This is a genomic window from Synechococcus sp. PCC 7335 (genome assembly GCF_000155595.1).
In the GTDB taxonomy this organism is placed as follows: Bacteria; Cyanobacteriota; Cyanobacteriia; order Phormidesmidales; family Phormidesmidaceae; genus Phormidesmis.
This window is the reverse complement of sequence record NZ_DS989905.1, coordinates 385,040-402,975: the sequence shown is the minus strand read 5'-3', so window position 1 is coordinate 402,975 and position 17,936 is coordinate 385,040. Positions and strand designations below refer to the sequence as shown.

Here is a 17,936-nt window from a genome sequence, read left to right as displayed (position 1 = left end):
GACGCTTAGTCAACCATTGACTTTTGTGTTGTGCAACTGCGGCCTGGAGCGACTTTCAGAAAGCACCTTAGGTGAAAGATGAAAGCTGCTCTGAAGTGGACGTATGGTGACATAAAGACTGCCAGCCTCAGCGACAGCTCTTCTAACCAGCCATATACATTTCTTCTGTGAGCGCTATTTTCGGGAGAAAGCAATGTTTTAATCTAGTTAGATCAAAGCCATTTTGACGGCTACTGAAGCGTCGAAATGGTTGCTAAGTTTTTTATTCAATAGAAAGGAACTCCAAACAAGCCTGCAAGCAATGAACTGGAGTTCCTAGTAGCCTTAATGCTTATTCGCATTGAGCCGTAAACCGATCTTAGCAGTATGACAAGATTTGTGGCAATCTAGGTGCTGCAAATTACTGCTGGCAAATTTTACGGCTCTATCAATCACTACATGTATAGAGACAGATGCCCTTATCACCTACGTTTGGGCAGAGCGTAACTGCGCAATCTGGAGTTAGAAGAGACAAAGTTTGCCAGTCTACAGACTCTTTGCCAGCAGACCCGTTGCCAGCAAGCGCCAACGGTCAACGACTTTGCGAGATATTTGGAAGTTATCTGTATTGCACAATTTATGCAGATACTCCTAAAGACACAACCGAAAAGCCTAAATGGCACACGCAACGACGTTACAGACTCAAAAACAGAGTTCTGTACAGAGATTGGCAAGATTCACAGAAACTTGTTGGAGTCAGACCAGGGCAGTACATCAACTACGCTCTTCTCGATATCGACATCAACAGTCCCTACCATCCAAAGCAAGATACCAACGCGATCGCTCGCATAGAAGCCGCTCTCGAAACCATTGGCATCACTAGAACTCTTAAAATCCGCAGCAGTTGGAGTGAAGGTATACATCTGTACCTGCCGTTACCAGAGCGGGTTAAGACATTCGATCTGGCCGTAGCACTCAAAAATTGTTTAGAGCCCCAGGGCTTCAAATTTAAGCAAGGCCATCTAGAGTGTTTCCCAAACGTCAAAGCTTACGGCAATCTTATCAAGACAGAGTACTTAGCCCACCGGCTCCCATTACAGCCAGCTAGCGGATCTTGTCTTTTAGACGAGGCCTTCAATCCAACAAGCCATCATCTTGAAAATTTCTTAGACCAGTGGGACATTGCTGCTGCCGGCCAGGACATCGCTACCTTACAACAGGCTCTACCACTCGCTCGTAAAAATCGGTTGAGAAGAGTACGGAATCGTCTTAATAAGATAGAGAGCTGGAAACAAGATTTAGAAACACTGCTAGCTGAAGGGTGGAGCGGACACAGCCAGACAAATCAACTCTTGAAAGAGTTTGGTTGCTACGGACATGTGTTTTTAAGCCTTTCTGGCGAGTCGCTCGCCGACTATATCTATCAGCAAGCGATCGCTAGCCCTGGCTATAAGAAGTGGTGCCGCCATCAGCGTGAAATCAAGATGCGATCGCGCGTTTGGGCAACAGCAATAGAGAAGTATTACTGGCCCATAGGTTCCTACGGGAAAGCACAACGAGCAGTAAAAGATACGCCATCGTTTAACGACCTGCGTGCAAAGAGTGCAAAGACAAGTATAGAGGCCGCTGTCCAACAGCTTAGATCCGCAAAGGAATTGCCTTATACCGCAACAGCTAGAGCACAAGCCATAAGAAAGGCTCAAGCGTCCTCAGGAGAAAGTTCTAGCAGCTTAGAAACGCTCTACAAAGATGAAAACAAAAAGCTTTGGCATCCAGAGTTTGATATTGAAAATCAAGCTCATCAGTCCGTAATCGCCCCTACTTCAAAGACTTCTGTCGATCAACAAGCAGATTCTCTCTTATCTCCACAAAGGCCAAAACCCTCGAAAAATAAGGAATTACGGACCAAATCAGGAGTAATGAAGTGTAAGCACTCAGGTGAGGCTCTTGCTTCTTCTAAAACGAAGTTTAATTCTTATAGGGGGGTGCGGGGGGAATTTTCTCATTTTCCACAGCTTCCAGTCATGAGTTCGGATTCATTCGCGTCAGAAGATAGGATTCGTGATCAGAAGGTTCACAACCAGTCCTACGTTTTAGATAGCTCAGCTTCTAAGCAAAAGCTGATTCCAAAAGTAACTTCCAGGACAATACATAGCACCGAGGTTACTTCTAGCTCACTAGCAACAGCCATAATTTCGTCTAAGAAGAACGCTTTATCTCAGTCTGTTATCGATATAATTACAACCACCCAATCCGTTGTTAAAAGACTAAACTGGTCTGCCGAACAGGTTCACGCCCTAATTGCTCAGAAGTTTCAAGGGCGGCGGCGCTCTCAGCTTTCTGATGAGGAAGCACTAGAACTTCTATACCATCTACAAGTTAAGAGCTTAGAGACAGGAGCTTTAGAGACAGGAGCTACTTAGGCGTAGGAACTCATAACCATGTATCTCAGATTGCACATAATTATCATTTCCCGTCTTTCTATGACTAAATAAACTATCGGATTTTATTCGTGTTACTATTTTAAGCAGCGCATAAGTAACACGAATAAAAATGAATGTCTGTGAGCGTATTGCAAAAGAGATAGAAGACTTACAGCAGCAGCTTGATGAGCTAAAAGCAAGAGATTATCTCACCGGTGTTCGAGTTGAACGTACTCCTGCTGGTGGAACTGCATCGTCCAATGCTAAAAATGAATGTAAGTACGCTCGGCTAAGGGCAGGTAAAGGAAAATTATTAGACAATGGGAAGAAATCAAAGTATATTCCTCTGCAAGAAATCGAGAAATATACGGCAATGTGTAGTAGAGGAAAAACGATTACTCAACTCGATAGAGCAATTCAAAGGCGGCAAAAGAAGTTGAAGTGGTTGACCTCTATTATATCTGACTTCACTCTTTGATATACAAAACAGAGAGTATAAAGAAAAATAAAAAGGGTAATTCTTAACATCGCATAGCGTCGCCTCATTCGAGTTCTCATTATCAATCATCTGATGAGATAAATGAAATCGGTCGAGGCAACGCTAAACAGCGCTCACAAGTTTTAAGAACAGGTCTTCGGGATGGAACTAAAGTGAATTGAGGCTATGTGAGATCAAAGCGATCAAGATTCATTACCTTATTCCATGCTGTCACAAAATCATTCACGAACTTCTGCTGCGCATTCTTACCTCCGTAGACTTCTGCAATCGCTCTTAGCTGAGAGTTAGAACCAAAGATTAAATCAACCCGTGTGCCAGTCCACTTAAGCTCGTTCGTCTTACGGTCATGCCCCTCAAAGACATCTTCGTCGTCCGACATCGCTTGCCACTTAATACCTAGATCAAGCAGATTCACAAAGAAATCATTGGTCAAAGTCTCAGGTCTTTCGGTAAAGACACCGTGTTTAGAATCTCCCACGTTAGCACCTAGAACGCGCAATCCCCCAATAAGAACCGTCATCTCTGGAGCAGATAAAGTTAGCAGTTGTGCTCGATCTACCATCAGCTCTTCTGCAGTAAGCATATGTTCGCCCTTGAGGTAGTTGCGGAACGCGTCTGCAGTAGGTTCGAGAGGAGCAAAGGATTCGACATCAGTTTTCTCTTGCGAAGCATCCGCCCGGCCTGGTGTAAAGGGAACACTCACCTCATGGTCAGCCTTCTTGGCTGCTTGTTCAACCCCAGCACAGCCGCCGAGTACAATTAAATCGGCTAGTGAAACCTTCTTACCACTAGATTGCGAGCTGTTAAACTCATTCTGGATACCTTCAAGTGTTTGTAGCACCTCCGCTAGTTGCTCAGGCTGGTTGACATCCCAGTCTTTCTGCGGCGCAAGCCGAACGCGGGCACCATTAGCACCTCCTCGTTTATCTGAATCGCGGTAGGTCACTGCGGACGCCCAGGCGGTCGAAACGAGCTGCGACACCGACAGCCCTGAGGAGAGAATTTGATCTTTAAGAGCGGCAATGTCCTGCTCGTTAATCAGTTCATGATCGATTGCAGGGATAGGGTCTTGCCACAAGAACTCTTCTTCAGGAACTTCCGGGCCAAGGTAGCGAGCACGAGGTCCCATATCACGATGGGTTAGCTTGAACCAAGCCTTGGCAAACGCCTCCTCAAACTCGTCTGGGTTATCGCGGTAGCGGCGCGCAATCGGCTCATAGATAGGGTCCTTCTTCATGGCCATATCTGCCGTGGTCATCATAGGCGCATGCCGTTTCGAGGGGTCATGAGCGTCAGGCACCGTGTTCGCACCCGCGTCACCCTTTGGCTTCCATTGCCACGCGCCCGCAGGACTCTTCGTTAGCTCCCAGTCATATTTGAATAGAGTTTCGAGATAGCTATTATCCCATTTTGTGGGAGTGGGGGTCCAGGCACCTTCAATGCCACTCGTAATCGCGTCCACACCCATCCCTGAGTTAAAGCTGCTCTTCCAACCCAGGCCCTGATCGACAATACTAGCGCCTTCAGGTTCAGCGCCTACGTGCCCAGCATCGCCAGCGCCATGACATTTGCCGAATGTATGTCCGCCAGCAGTAAGGGCAACCGTCTCTTCATCATTCATTGCCATCCGCCCAAAGGTCTCTCGAATGTCACGTCCCTCACCTACCGGGTCAGGTTCACCATTCGGCCCTTCTGGATCTACGTAGATTAGGCCCATCCGAACGGCCGCGAGCGGATCTTCTAGTAGGCGATCGCCACTGTAGCGCTTGTCCTTATAGTCGTCACTACCATGCCATGTAGTCTCCGCACCCCAGTAAATATCTAGCTCAGGCTCCCAAATATCCTCGCGTCCACCCGCAAATCCAATTGTCTTAAAACCCATTGACTCTAGCGCACAGTTACCTGCGAAGACCATCAGATCGGCCCAAGAGATATTGTCACCGTATTTTTGCTTAACTGGCCACAGCAGCATACGTGCTTTGTCTAAGTTGGCGTTGTCAGGCCAACTGTTGAGTGGCGCAAACCGCTGACTGCCAGACCCTGCACCACCGCGGCCATCACCAATTCGATAGGTACCTGCACTATGCCATGCCATGCGAATGAAGAGAGGACCATAATGCCCATAGTCAGCTGGCCACCAGTCTTGAGAGGTAGTCATCAGCTCGAAGATGTCTGTTCGTAGGGCAGCAAGATCGAGAGACTTAAACGCTTCAGTATAGTCGAACGTCTCTCCCATTGGATTGGCTATAGGTGCATGCTGATGAAGAATATTTAGGTTCAGCTGATTTGGCCACCAGTCTTGATTCGACGTGCCCCTGCCTGCAGCGAATGATTGAGGAGTACCCATAAAAGGACAGCCGTTAGCGCCGTCAGTAGCATTCTGCGCAGTGGAATTAGATGCCAAGGGCTGTGACGTAGCGGGTTGGGTCTTTTCAGCACTGCTAGATTCTAGGACAGATAACAGTGTTTGCCAGATTCGCATCAGCTTTCCACTCATTGGAAACGGACATTTTATTTGGCTACTCGTCATGATTTCTTTCCTGTTGTAGTTTTCGCGTGGTTTTCTCTCTACAGTGCTTTCTTCTATTTCTAAGAACAACATTTGAGCCATAAGAACTTTACGTATGGCCCCTTTAACTTCGCTCAAATTATTCAAGCTTATCCAAGCTGTTTTAGCGGGTCTCCCTCCTGCTAGAAACGACAAGACTAAGAATATAAAGAGTCACTCAAGGTAGGAGCCGCCTATGCTGACTCTTCTCTAGAACTCTAATGACACACTAATACGTACCCGTTATGACTTCTTATAGCGTTAGCCTATCTGATTAAGCTGACTTTAGGGGTATTAAAATGAGTTGTTTTTATAATTTGTAACGACTAGGGCAGGTCTACAGGCCTATGCCCTTCACTGACCTACTGTATTCCCTAGGCTGAAAGTATGGTACGCCACATATGCATCAGCACAGCTGTCTGTTCGGGTTTCTTAGTTTCTGATCGTAAATAATTCAGCATTGTCTCAGCGTCGGAGACAACAGGCGGAGTCTCAAAGCCATCTGGTTCGACAAACATTTTCTCAATGACTTGATCTCTTATCAACATGGAATAGCGCCAGGAACGCTGTCCCATACCCCTATCAGAGAGATTGACCATCATTCCTAGCTCTTTAGTAAACTCACCGTTCACATCAGGAACAAAGCGAACCCGATCAGCTTTCTCTTTCCGTGCCCAAGCTGCTAACGAAAACGAATCGTTCACTGAGATACAGATAATTTCATCGACTCCATACGCTCTAAAGTCTTCCGCATGCACGTTATAGCCTGACAAGTGAGTAGAAGAATGGGGACTAGTAAAGGCGCCTGGAACCGCAAACATCACGACAGTTTTACGAGCAAAAAGGTGTGTCGTTGTCAAAGCATGCCAACCTTGCTTTGTAAATACGCCTAAAGTGACTTGAGGAACGCGCTGACCCTCATAGTTAAAAAACATCTGATTTGCTCCTGCACTCACATTCAGCATTGGACCAGTTAACAGTACTTAGGGTCCTGACAACTGCGAAGGTAACAAGTAGAAAACAACCACTAAGAAAAAGCGTTAGTTAGATATAGAGTCCTTTTCTAGGTAATAGACACAAGCCAATAGAGTTGGAAATTCTTAACTAAACAATCACTCATCAAGTGAAGATAACGAACTCGTCATCAAGGCTGTTCAAGGCATAAGTATGACTCGGAGTATACCTTTCGAAACATTCTTGTTTGACAGCCCACCTAATACTCAGCTTAATTAGGCAAAAGGGCTTTTGTGTGCCAAAAATGGAATTCTTTTGCAACACTTAAAATCTCTGAGGAACGAAAACTCGAACGAAACTGAGTCAAGAACGGTATCTCTTGTTCAAGGTGTACCCCACGCTCCAAGCAAGCGATTGATACCGATCCGCTATCCGTACTTAACTTCTAACGTAACCTAAGCTTGACCTATTAACTATTCGTGTCACTTTGCCATTTACTTAAAAAGTGACACGAATAACTGATTTTGTCTAGTTGATTGTTGAACAGCAAGATAAAAATGTTCGCGTCCAAAACCCAATCAGTTATCCCAACCAGCTCGCTTCTGATGCTGTGGATTGGCAGCATCAACGTTGGCAAAGGACTGTACCTGCCCTGCTAACTCATAGACATAATTTTTTCTATAGGCTGCTTTCCATGAAACTGATGAGAGCTGTTTCAGTTAACAACCTTGGCATCTTAAACTGAGAATCTGAATGCTCCTGAGAGAGAAGTCTGGTTTTTAAACCTGAGAATGTACCTTCACGGACTAACTTCAGTTTGAGAGAGCCAATACTACCTACTTCCCTGAGTTGGCGATAGCGATCGCTCAGGTTACAGAGGACTTCATCCAACCGCTGCTGAACCATTTCATGTTGAGAAGAGCACCCTTCGTAGTCCGCAGGTTCGAGATAAACTACATATCGCCAGGGAGTACCTTCAAATTCATGCCGACAGGTGTAGTCGATGTCCTGAATAGCCATTCCAAACTCACGAAGAGTGGTTGACAAAGCTGAATAGATGACATCCTCAGAGACCTTCTCACCAAATAAGTTTAATAGGGTCTGACGACGGTACATGAACTCAATCATTGGGCTTTTGTGGTGGTAGCCAACGCACCTAACCACATCGCCCACGCGATATCTATACAGTCCTGACATGTTGGTCACAACAACCTCGTAACTTTCACCCGGCTTCAGATCAGTTAGACAAACGGTAGCTGACTGTTCTTGGTCAATGGCATCTTGAGGAATAAACTCAAAAAAAGCAGTATGAGGAGTTACGACGAAGGCAGGTGGCTCTCGCTCTGGATCTAAATTGACGCCTATCCAAGCTTCTGAAGCTCCATAGCTACCCGAAAAAAACGGTACGGTCCCACTGTAGTATCGCAAAGCATCAGTATAAAGCTGCATGGAGCCGGTTGTAATGCACTGGATGCAGGACAAACTCGGCCATATGCGCGGCAAGATGCCTTCAAAGCCTTCTTCAAAATAGGCTTGTAACTCTCTGGCTCGCTCAGGATTTGCTCTCAGGCGTATTTCCAGTTCTCGTCGGGTAGCTTCATCAATATCTAGTCCGGCATAGAGCTTTCCTTGCCGAATATCCTCAACCAGTTGAGTCCACGCCTTTTCTAGAATCTTCATAGCGTTTAATACAGTCGCTGCAAAGTTGGCGCTGATGTCATTGATATCAGAATCTAGCAAACCAAATAGCAGATGACAGTAATAAGCTGCTTCCGTGTTTGAGATCAGGAAGACTGGAGATGGACTGCTATATTTGATATCGATTAAATAGTTAGCAAGTTTGAACTTTTGAAGTGCGTCGTTGAGGCCACCGCTGGTACCCGTTCCCCTTGGAATCCCAGTAGGCGTTAGCTTGGTGGGGCTTGTATTGACCAGAGCTAACACTCGTTGTGAAGAGGAGCTAGGGTTTTGAAAATGAGATTGAACTACGGCTTCAATTGCCTGAAACGCTCTCATTGCGCTTAGTGTGAACTTGTTCGTTCTAGGAATCAGTTTTACCTTGCCGGTTGTGCCAGAGGATTCCTGGAATAGCGTAATTGGCTCAGATACTAGCTGTGAGTAGTTCCCTGTCTGAACGACGTTATCAATTGACTCGCGATAGTTTTCATATGAGGTAAGCGGAAGGCTCGAACGGAAACTATCAACATTTAGACTATCGAAATTATATTTTTTGCCGTATAGCGTCTTATTTTCAGAGCGTAGTATGTCATTGAGCAACTGCTCTTGGACTTTATCAGCATTATAGGTATCTTGTTCAATCCCGGTGAGATTGACCTTTGCTGCTAGACATAGTAGATATTGAAGTACCGTCTCTCCGATGTCTCCAGTGCTTCTCAAGAGGTGATAGGCAAAAACATCCCCAGTCGATGCCACAGAATCAAGAATCTCTTTAGGTATGGTATGGATTACCATCTTTACTTCTCTGAATTACATTTTGCTTATTATAAGGTCAAAACCCCTTCTCTTTATCGTTAAAGCAATCTTCAACAAGCGACTGTCTGCAGTGCCCATCGTATAAACTCTGCGCCCAAAACATTCTTCGCTCTCTCTCGTTCTTGTCCAAAGCGCAATGCGACGCACTAGACACACTTGTAGTGTCATCTCATAAGTTCAACAGGAAGGTCTACGAAGCCACCTCCCCTAACCACGTACTCTCGTACTAACCGTTCTCTATCCCGCGCAATCTAGAATAAAGTCATATAGTTCATCAAACTCTCTAATCAAGAAGTCTGGAGCTGCCTCGTCCTGACCAACGTCTATATCCCGATGTACCTTCTGGAAAGTGACAGCATTGATTGTTTGGCCACCTACCATATCACTACTAGGATCATCACCAACCATCCAGATTTGTCCGCTTTCTTTGCCTAAGCCTAGCTTACTTAGTGCAAGGTCAAAATTTCTCTTATCGGGCTTATCTACTCCGGTTTCCTCTGAAGTAACAATCGCATCAAAGTAGCTTTCCAATCCAAAGTAGACTAGTTTTCTAAGTTGCAGACGAGCTGTCAGATCAGAAACAATTCCAACTAAAATGTTGCTTTCTTTTAGCCACTCGAGCGTATCTATAACGCCTGAAAATAGAACAGCATTCTGAAAATAAGCACGCCAATACATCTCTTCTAGATATAGCGAGAGTAAGGGCTTTGATTTAAATCCCATCATCTCTATCATGCGTTGTATGTACAGCAGACGGTTATGACCACTGGCTGTTTCTTCCAGTCTATCCTTAACATCTTGACGAGCTTGCGAAAACATCGACCGGCATAGACTCGCAGGTACGCCTAGAAAACTCTCTACCTGCTCTTCAAGCACCTTATCTGCAGCGCTTTTCGCTGATGCATAGTCATATAAAGTATCGTCTACATCAAATAGAACAGCTACCGGCTTCGTGGGAATTGCCGAAGTACTTATTCGTTCAACCATAGAGTCAGTGCCGTCGAAAGGTGCTAGTTCCTACTTCTATAAGATAGCCTGCTGTGGTAGAGCAATAAAGTAAATGTATAGTGGTCATACCCAAAGAAAAAGGGAAGCTGACGGTGCAAAAGGATGAGCTATGGTCGTTCGTTTGTGGATTCGTTGATAACTCTGATCTGAATAGGTGCGCTAGGGTCAACAGAGGCTACAGGCGGTCCGGTTTCTAAAGGCTCTTGCGCGATCGCAAAAGGTTCTCTTATTACAATCGTGGACTCTGCGCCTGAGGGTAGCTCATACAAAGCTATTCCCGATATAAGCAAAGCGGGCAGATAGAAAAGACTATGGTATATCATGAAGACTTTTAGGCTTACGAACAACAGCAGGCTAGTCCAAGGGTTAGTCACCTCTTGCGCAATCTGAAGATCTCGATTCCTTCACTATTTATTGGGTGCCAAAGATAGGGTTACAACCAGACAGATTGCAGCTACGGGTGACAGATTTTATCGGTTTCGTTGTTTGTTGTAAGACAACAAGCCTCCAATTGATACCTGCCACCTGCATCTGTCTGTTAACTTGTTCGTGCAGCAAAACCGATCTCAGCTCGATTGCTTACCCAATTTTGACGCAATCCATTTCGTTCTCAAATTGTGGCTGACCATCTGGATCTTCGAGACTGAAGATGAACTCAGCATGTCCAGCCGGATACTGTATGAAATCATAGGTTAGATTGCTATTCCCACTGTAAGCTGTGTACTTCGTGCCGCCTCTCACACTCGAGGAGCCAGCAATCTCGTAAGTTTCTACATTAGAATATTGGTCAACAGTCATCCTGGTGGGCTCGCCAGTAAACTCAGATAGTGATAATCTCAATCGAACGACACCGCTATTATCGCCATCCGAACAACGGTAGGAGTCTGTTTCTTCTTTTAGCTGCTGTTTAGGCCGTAACTCCGCAGCACGAGCGGAATTCGACGCCAGTGCAACTTCTGCACAGAGTAGACTTGTGATTGTGAGCGAACTGATTAAGCTGAAGATTTTCATCTTTCTTTCTGTGGTTATGGGACTATGTTTGATTAATGAGCGCATATGTATAGTGAATGAGCGCATAGGCATCACTATGTCTTGAAATGAACAACAAACTTCTTGCAATGAAATTTGTTCAAGTGTTTGTTGAACTAGATGTATTCTTCTACCAAACTGCAGTTATGGTTGCTTTCTGCTACAAAGAATACTGAAAACTCTCTAAGTGTCGCTGATGGCTCTACGGTAAATAATCTCCTACAACGGTTTGTGACCTATCTGGTCGCAGTCTATGGTGAAACGTCATACTGGCTGCTCTAACTGCTCTGCCAAAGCTCCATTGGTATTTTCTACAGCCGGCTTTACAAAAGCAGTCCGAGGAGTACCAATATCAATGTTATTTTCGGACATCGCCCGGCGAACGCGAAGGCGCAGTTCGCGGCCAACACCCCATTGCTGTGCTGGTTTGGTCTGGATCATGATAGTGATAGCCATACCGCTATGAGAAACGCTATCAATGCCTAGCACCTTCGGTTCAGCTAGCATCTTGTCGTGCCATTCAGGGTCGTTGTAGAGCGTTTGGGCAACCTCATCAAGTACGGCAAGGGCCTCGTCAGGACTAGTTTCATAGGCGACCTCAATATTAAACGACACCCGCGACCAGTTACGGGTCAAATTCTTGACTTGGCTAATGCTGCTGTTAGGAATGGTCACCAGCTCACCACCACCGCTGCGCAGCTGAGTAACCCGCAGGTTAAGGTTCTCGACTAGTCCAGCCGCACTACCGATATCAATCACATCGCCAATGGCATACTGGTCTTCTGCCAAGATGAAGAAGCCATTCACCAAGTCCTTGACCAAGTTTTGTGAACCAAACGTGATTGCCAGACCTGCCACACTGGTGATGGCAACTAACGACACGGTAGAGATCTCTAGCGACTGCAAGGCGTTTAGCAGCCCAATCACCACAATCACAATGGTGACCAACCCTTTGAGAGATCCCGCAATGGTTGCCGTTCGTAGTTGACGACGCTGCTCATCGCCAAACGCCACTAGGTGTCCTAGATTAAACCCTTCCCTCTCAATGGCGAAATGGTCTATTAGGCGACGACAGATACGAACGGCAAGGCTAGTAAGAAACCAAATAGTGAGTAAGTGGAAGATAATATCTAGCGGCTCACCGATAGGAGAATTAAGTAGTATATAAGGTGATACTTGATAAACCCAAAACTCTCCTATAAACCAAGCTAAGATAACCAGCCAAAACAACATCCACTGCACAAAGTCTAATACTGAGAGCTGGCGGTCTAGAGTGAAAACCTGCTGTAGCTTGCGTAGATGATTTGTCCGCTTTTGCTCAACCTGTCTTTGCATAGAGATTGGCCTTGCTTCAGTCTGAAGCCCATCATCAGCCACAGGCATAGCTTCGGCGTTGATAGCTTTTTTTCGGTGTCGAAGCTGCTTCTGGCGGCGCGAGAGTGCGAATTTGAACCCAAAGACGACAATTGAGAAAACAATTAGGTAAGAGACAATTGTGCGGACTCGCTCTCTACCTTCAGGCAGATTTCTAAGCCCATCGAGAAGGTCGTCTTCTAAGGCATCGCGCCATACAGTGGCTAGCTCATTCGCCGGAGTGCCAACGTAGTTAGCATCGTATTCAGTGACCGTCGCAATGATCAGAGGCTGAGTAAATTCGGCGTCTCTAACGTCGATGATCGGAGCGTTGTTGAGAGTAGAAACCTCAAACAACAAAGTCTCTGGGTCCATAGGCCGATTGATGAGCAGCAAGAGATTGTCCCGAATGGCTTCGGCTCTGTGTTCTACAGGCACTTGCTCACCAATGGCACTAGCGTCGCGGTCGAAAACAGTGGGTGAGGCGATAGTAAATAGCTCTTGGTCGCTTAAAGGAGATTTCACCGAGACTGCTTCAATATTGCCGTACCGGGTAACCTCATACGGTGGGGCAGTGGTCCCTTCTAGGCCGATACCCCCCGGTAGTGAGAACTGGGCTGAGCTAGGTTCACTGATTGCAAAGCTAATTCCTAGAGCAATTAAAAACGCCAGCATGAAGCGTGAGAGCCGGGAGATGCGAATAACCATAATATTTAAACCGCTCTTAACGACATTCAAAACAGTTATTGAAATGTAAACTTTGAAGAAACTATTGTTAACCAGACTAAAAATCAAGTAGGTAGGAGAGCCATGTCTACCATAGAACTGTGAGTATTTGGCAATGATTATCGAGTCGTGTATCCACCATTGGCAAAGATCGTTTGGCCGGTAATCCACCAACCATCAGTAACTAGAAAGCGAATCAGGGGCACGATATCTTCAATGTTCGTGAGGCCGCCAAGCGCGGCTGCAGATTTGTGGTAGGCGATCGCATCTTCAGATTCTTGACCGTAGAAGAAGGGGGTATCCATTGGCCCTGGTCCCACAGCAGTAACGGAGATACCGCGACCACCAAATTCTTTTGATGCAGCCCGGGTAAAGTGTTCGACCGGTGCTTTCATTCCACCATAGGTAGAATAGAGTCCAGTGTATGCGGCCAAAAGGGAGGTGACAATTGTACAGATCTTGCCACCGTCATTGAGCTGTTTGCCAGCCTCTTGAATGAAGAAGTAGGCTGCTTTAGAATTAATTGCAGCCATTGAATCATATTCAGCCTCGGTCGTTTCGGTAAAAGGCTTTTTAAGCACGCGTCCGGCTGTGTTAATTGCAATATCAACGCCGCCGAAGTGTTCTTTTGTTGTTGCAAAAGCAGAAACGATGTTTGTAGGATCTGTGAAGTCTCCTTGTATTGAGAATGCCTTACCACCGGCATCTTTGATGGCGGTAACCGTGGCATCGGCATCGGGTTTGGATGAGTCGCTATGAAAGTGAATGGCGACTTTTGCACCGTCCGCCGCAAAGGTGCGGCTAATCAGACCGCCAAGGTTTTTAGCACCGCCCGCGACGAGAACGGTTTTGCCATCGAGAGTGTGTTTTTTCATGTACAAAGTCTTTGTTGTATTTTGCTAAAAAAGCAAAAGGTCATCAACGATTGTTTAGTGAAAAGATGAGCTGCAACCCTAGCTAGGGCAAGTTAGCGCTAGCTCGTTAGACAAATATCCTAACGATGGCTCACCACCATATGCGCTAACGCACCTTACGTACACGATTTGTTCAAGGTCGACATCGAGTCTGTAGGTTGTTGATGAGTCTGTGCTGCCTACGACTCGCAGGGTGACTGCGCTAGCTGGAGTCTGTAAAAAGGTAATAACTGCCATTACAATCAGCAAGGCATTCAAGATTAGCGATAGGCGAAATGCTCGCTTGTAAGCAAATCTGAACTGTCTTAGGTACTTTGTCATAACTATTGCTCCAAAGAAGAAATGAATAGTAGAAAGTGGATGACACAGGATAGCCGCCCGAGCTTTCTATCGTCTCTATTTACCAATCACACAAACATCTACTCTGCCTAATACCCTAGGGTGCCTTGACTATTCCACAACGGTTTCATTTAGTAGGGTAAAGACTTCCTGACAGTCATCGATTCTAAATTCTGCTGAGGGTTCGCTAGAACCATACCTGCTTTGAAGTTGAGCGGCTGCCTGATCTATTAGCTGCTCGGACTGCTCCATAGTCAGTAGATTTTGGTCTCTAGCTGTCTCGGCAGACTGACAGATCCCAGCTTCAGCGCCTAGTGTACCGCCCGCAAAACCTGCAATTCCACTCGCAATTCCTCCACCTAATAAGGCACCAACTACTCCCCCTGCGATAGCAGAGGCGGCTGCAATTAAAACAACAGAAAATGGTTTCATAGGACTCTTTACATCTAAACGTCTACTGTTGATTAGATCGCTAGTTCAATTGCCTACCTTTCAACGAATTCGATAGCTTTCCTATATCACTAATAAGGTTTGAGGAATTTGGCTAGCAACATACCAAATATCGCTCAGTCCTATCGTAGTGTGGAAGAATATGCGCGTTTCAAGCCTTCTAAAAGTATGCTCAGTAAGAACTTCAATTCTGAAACCCGCGCAGCATCTTAGATCACAAGGTAGCCCTTAAGAGAATTAATGTGCTAAGCAATAAACAACAGACTATTCTGACTTTAGAACGATTTGGCCTGGCCGTCACTAGATCTCAATCTAGTTCTAGACCTATCAAAGTGTTGGGTTGTTTGTTAGATAAGAAGATATCGTACACAAAGCCTGTCTTTCGCTTACTAAGACAAGATCTATCTCTATAGAGAGTATAGACCTAATCTAGGAATACGGATCAAATCTAGGAATACGGATCTAATGTAGAAAGACTACTCTAGAAAGAGTGAGATATCAGAAGAATTCAGAGGCGAACAATTCCTTGATTGACGGCCTGAACAATTGCTTGAGTGCGATCGCTCACCCCGAGTTTGTCTAAAATATGGCCAACGTGGAATCTAACTGTGCTCGCAGCAATGGTTAGCTCAGCACTGATTTGTAGGTTGGTTTTACCTTCTGCGATTAGCTGAAGCACCTCTTGCTCGCGAGTGCTCAACGTGGGGGCTCCCATACGCCTAACTAGCTTTTCACTCACTGATGGAGGGATATAGCTCTGATTTTGATAGACCGTTCGAACAGCTTTGAGCAATTCGTCAGAGGTAGAACCTTTAATGACATACCCCTTCGCTCCGGCCTGTACAGCCTGGTAGATTTCTTCCTCAGTGTCGTAGGTACTGAGCACAACAACGCGGACCTGGGGGTAGTCAGCACGTATAGAGGCAATTACCTCAATACCACTAATCGTTGGCAACCGCAGGTCAATTAGCAGGACATCAGGTAGATGTTGTTGAAATAGCGCGATCGCCTCTTCACCATCCGAAGCTTGGCCTATTACCGCTATGTCTGGCTCGCATTCGAGCAGCATGACTAAACCATCTAGTAAGATAGGATGATCGTCTACTAAGAGCACTCGAATCTGTTCAGTGGAGGTCATATACTTCAGACTGTAACCTTACCCATATTGTACAGAGTCAAGATTGTAGAAAGTGCAAACGCAGTAATTATTGCCCTTGGTGAAATCTGTGAACTTGGCATAGACGGCTAAGCTAGACTTTTTTGTACCGAAACAGTGATAGCTGTTCCTTGATTCAAGATACTCTCTACGGTTAGTTCAGCATCGATGTGCTGGCTACGCTCTGCCATTCCGGTGAGACCATAATGCTGGACTGAAGAATGCTGGTCTGAAGTACCGTTAGCCCTTTCAGCTGCGTCTGTTGCAAAGCCGATACCGTTATCTTGAATACGCAGAACACACTGGTTCGGTTGATAGCTTAAGTTGAGATAGATAACGGTAGCCTGGGCGTGCTTAAAGGCGTTTGTCAAAGCCTCTTGACCAATGCGTAGCAATGCGTTTTCGACTTCTGGCAGCAGGACATAGCTCGCCCCACTTTGGTTACTTCTCACCTGGGTAGAACTGTAGGCAAAGATCTGATGCGCTATCTGACACAGGGCGTCGTAGAGATTGGTTTGGTCGAGATGATAGGGACGTAGGGCCTTGATAGTGCGCCTGGCATCAACAAGTCCTGCCTGGGCTACCTCCGCGCTAGTTTGCAAACAAGCCTGAGCGGTTGTAGGGTCACTGAGCAACTTTCGCTCTGCTACTTCTATATGCACCAGTATGCTGGTAAACGCCTGAGCTAGGCTATCGTGGACATCTCTTGCTAGGCGGCTACGCTCTTCTAAAACTGACAGTGCCTCGAGTCGTTTACGGTCAGACAGATCGAGTACAAAACCAATGGTGTATTCTTGGTCTTGATCATAGACAGCATGACCCATAAGGATCGGTACCAAGCTGCCGTCTTTGCGAAAGTATTCCTTTTCAAAAGGCGAGCATTGACCGAGTGAGCGCTGATCACAAACTGCCTGTCGGTCGATTTCAGCATATTTTAGCGGCGTCATATCGATCCAGTTGATAGCCCCCGCCTTTAGATCCTCACGGGTATAGCCCAAAATATCTAGAAAGCGTTGATTAGCTTCGAGAATACGGCCATCTAAACATCCAACACTCACGCCAATTAGGTTTGCCTCTACTAGCCGCCTGAATTTTTCTTCACTTTGGCGTATGATGACTCTGGCTCGTTCACGTTCTCTTTGCAAGATAGCCTGATAGCGATGGGCAGCAATTCCATAGACAATCAGACCTGATAGCAGTCCGCCCGCTACTACAGCACCCCATAGCCAAACCCACAAACCAGGACTTGGTGACATCGTCTTATCTTCCCCAGTGTTTGGCGTACCCTATCTCGCTTCAAAGTGTTGGATTAGAGTGTTAAAGCGCTGAATTTCACCTATTTCACTTATAGCTAATCTCCCCTGAGTTATGAGTGTAGGTATGAGTGGCGAACAAAGTCGCCACGGATTCAGCTCGATACCCCATTGTTAAACGAAGACTTTCACAGATCAACTAGAGCCACGCTTTTGGAATCTCGAAGTACTCGTTACTCTCGTCAGTGACTACGAAGAAGCGAGCATCTTGAGTCACAGTGAGCTCTGAGCGTGCATCACTACTATCAAAGAAGGTACCGCGGTCATAGACAAGCCTACGAGTGAAGCCGTCTGGGAAGGTGATATCAACAGACGTGCCAGCTTGGGCGAAAGATATCTGGGCTGTGCAAGTTTGTGGACTACCGTTGAAGTAGCAAGTCAAGGTACGATTGTTACCGTAGTCGCCACTGTAGTAACCGTTTCGAGAGCTGTTTCGAGAATTGCTTTCTGCCAGACCCTGATCAAAGCCCTGCTCGTATTGCGAGGTGTTGTTGCGGTTGTTGTACGTGCCGCGATATAAACCATCCTGATAGCCGCGATCGCGCTCTGCACGGGGATCGAAGTTGCTGGGCTTCTTTTTATTGTCGTCGCTAGCTGAGATGATTGCCGCACCGATGCCGACGCCAAGAAGAGCACCGAAGGCTTCTCCTGCCGTTAATGCTTGTGCTGGCCTTGCGCTACCGAGAGTGGCTACAGCTAGCGTTGCCGACATTCCTATTGCTAAAACTTTCTTCATGGTTTACTTGCCTTAT

15 protein-coding genes are annotated in these 17,936 nt (G+C 46.1%); 2 read left to right on the top strand and 13 right to left on the bottom strand.

What is annotated here, in order from left to right; translation table 11 throughout:
• The first annotated feature begins 452 nt into the window (after positions 1-452).
• Together S7335_RS26385 and S7335_RS21570 are read left to right on the top strand one after the other, a co-directional pair.
• On the top strand, positions 453-2,402 hold the full coding sequence (locus tag S7335_RS26385) for a hypothetical protein (protein ID WP_006457845.1): 1,950 nt from the start codon (positions 453-455) through the stop codon (positions 2,400-2,402).
• A 130-nt stretch (positions 2,403-2,532) separates the two neighbouring features.
• Positions 2,533-2,880 (top strand): hypothetical protein, encoded by a 348-nt coding sequence (locus S7335_RS21570; protein ID WP_006458339.1) that lies wholly within the window; start codon positions 2,533-2,535, stop codon positions 2,878-2,880.
• A 184-nt stretch (positions 2,881-3,064) separates the two neighbouring features.
• Here S7335_RS21570 and katG read toward each other — a convergent pair whose 3' ends face one another.
• The 13 genes from katG to S7335_RS21505 form a co-directional block, all read right to left on the bottom strand.
• On the bottom strand, positions 3,065-5,248 hold the full coding sequence (gene katG / locus S7335_RS21565) for a catalase/peroxidase HPI (protein WP_038019799.1): 2,184 nt from the start codon (positions 5,246-5,248) through the stop codon (positions 3,065-3,067).
• A gap of 575 nt (positions 5,249-5,823) precedes the next feature.
• Positions 5,824-6,384 (bottom strand): peroxiredoxin, encoded by a 561-nt coding sequence (locus S7335_RS21560; protein ID WP_006458387.1) that lies wholly within the window; start codon positions 6,382-6,384, stop codon positions 5,824-5,826.
• Positions 6,385-7,081: 697 nt separating this feature from the next.
• Entirely contained in the window at positions 7,082-8,875 is a 1,794-nt protein-coding gene (locus S7335_RS21555) for a GH3 auxin-responsive promoter family protein (RefSeq protein WP_006458022.1), read from the bottom strand.
• A gap of 258 nt (positions 8,876-9,133) precedes the next feature.
• A complete protein-coding gene (locus S7335_RS21550) occupies positions 9,134-9,883 on the bottom strand; it encodes an HAD family hydrolase (protein ID WP_006458331.1) in 750 nt (249 codons plus the stop codon).
• Between the two features lie 128 nt (positions 9,884-10,011).
• Positions 10,012-10,278 (bottom strand): hypothetical protein, encoded by a 267-nt coding sequence (locus tag S7335_RS21545; RefSeq protein WP_038019415.1) that lies wholly within the window; start codon positions 10,276-10,278, stop codon positions 10,012-10,014.
• A 205-nt stretch (positions 10,279-10,483) separates the two neighbouring features.
• A complete protein-coding gene (locus tag S7335_RS21540) occupies positions 10,484-10,915 on the bottom strand; it encodes a hypothetical protein (protein ID WP_038019412.1) in 432 nt (143 codons plus the stop codon).
• A 282-nt stretch (positions 10,916-11,197) separates the two neighbouring features.
• Positions 11,198-12,994 (bottom strand): mechanosensitive ion channel family protein, encoded by a 1,797-nt coding sequence (locus S7335_RS21535; protein ID WP_006458170.1) that lies wholly within the window; start codon positions 12,992-12,994, stop codon positions 11,198-11,200.
• 137 nt (positions 12,995-13,131) lie between these two features.
• On the bottom strand, positions 13,132-13,887 hold the full coding sequence (locus tag S7335_RS21530) for an SDR family oxidoreductase (RefSeq protein ID WP_006457892.1): 756 nt from the start codon (positions 13,885-13,887) through the stop codon (positions 13,132-13,134).
• 78 nt (positions 13,888-13,965) lie between these two features.
• Entirely contained in the window at positions 13,966-14,247 is a 282-nt protein-coding gene (locus tag S7335_RS21525) for a hypothetical protein (RefSeq protein ID WP_006458406.1), read from the bottom strand.
• A gap of 129 nt (positions 14,248-14,376) precedes the next feature.
• Positions 14,377-14,697, bottom strand: coding sequence for a hypothetical protein (locus S7335_RS26380; RefSeq protein ID WP_006458174.1), 321 nt, complete (start codon positions 14,695-14,697; stop codon positions 14,377-14,379).
• 526 nt (positions 14,698-15,223) lie between these two features.
• Positions 15,224-15,853, bottom strand: a complete 630-nt coding sequence (locus S7335_RS21515) for a response regulator transcription factor (protein WP_006457878.1) — start codon at positions 15,851-15,853, stop codon at positions 15,224-15,226.
• Positions 15,854-15,960: 107 nt separating this feature from the next.
• Complete coding sequence (locus tag S7335_RS26375; protein ID WP_006458299.1) at positions 15,961-17,127, bottom strand: PAS domain-containing sensor histidine kinase; 1,167 nt, start codon at positions 17,125-17,127, stop codon at positions 15,961-15,963.
• Between the two features lie 196 nt (positions 17,128-17,323).
• Positions 17,324-17,920 (bottom strand): hypothetical protein, encoded by a 597-nt coding sequence (locus S7335_RS21505; protein WP_006457867.1) that lies wholly within the window; start codon positions 17,918-17,920, stop codon positions 17,324-17,326.
• Between the last annotated feature and the right edge of the window lie 16 nt (positions 17,921-17,936).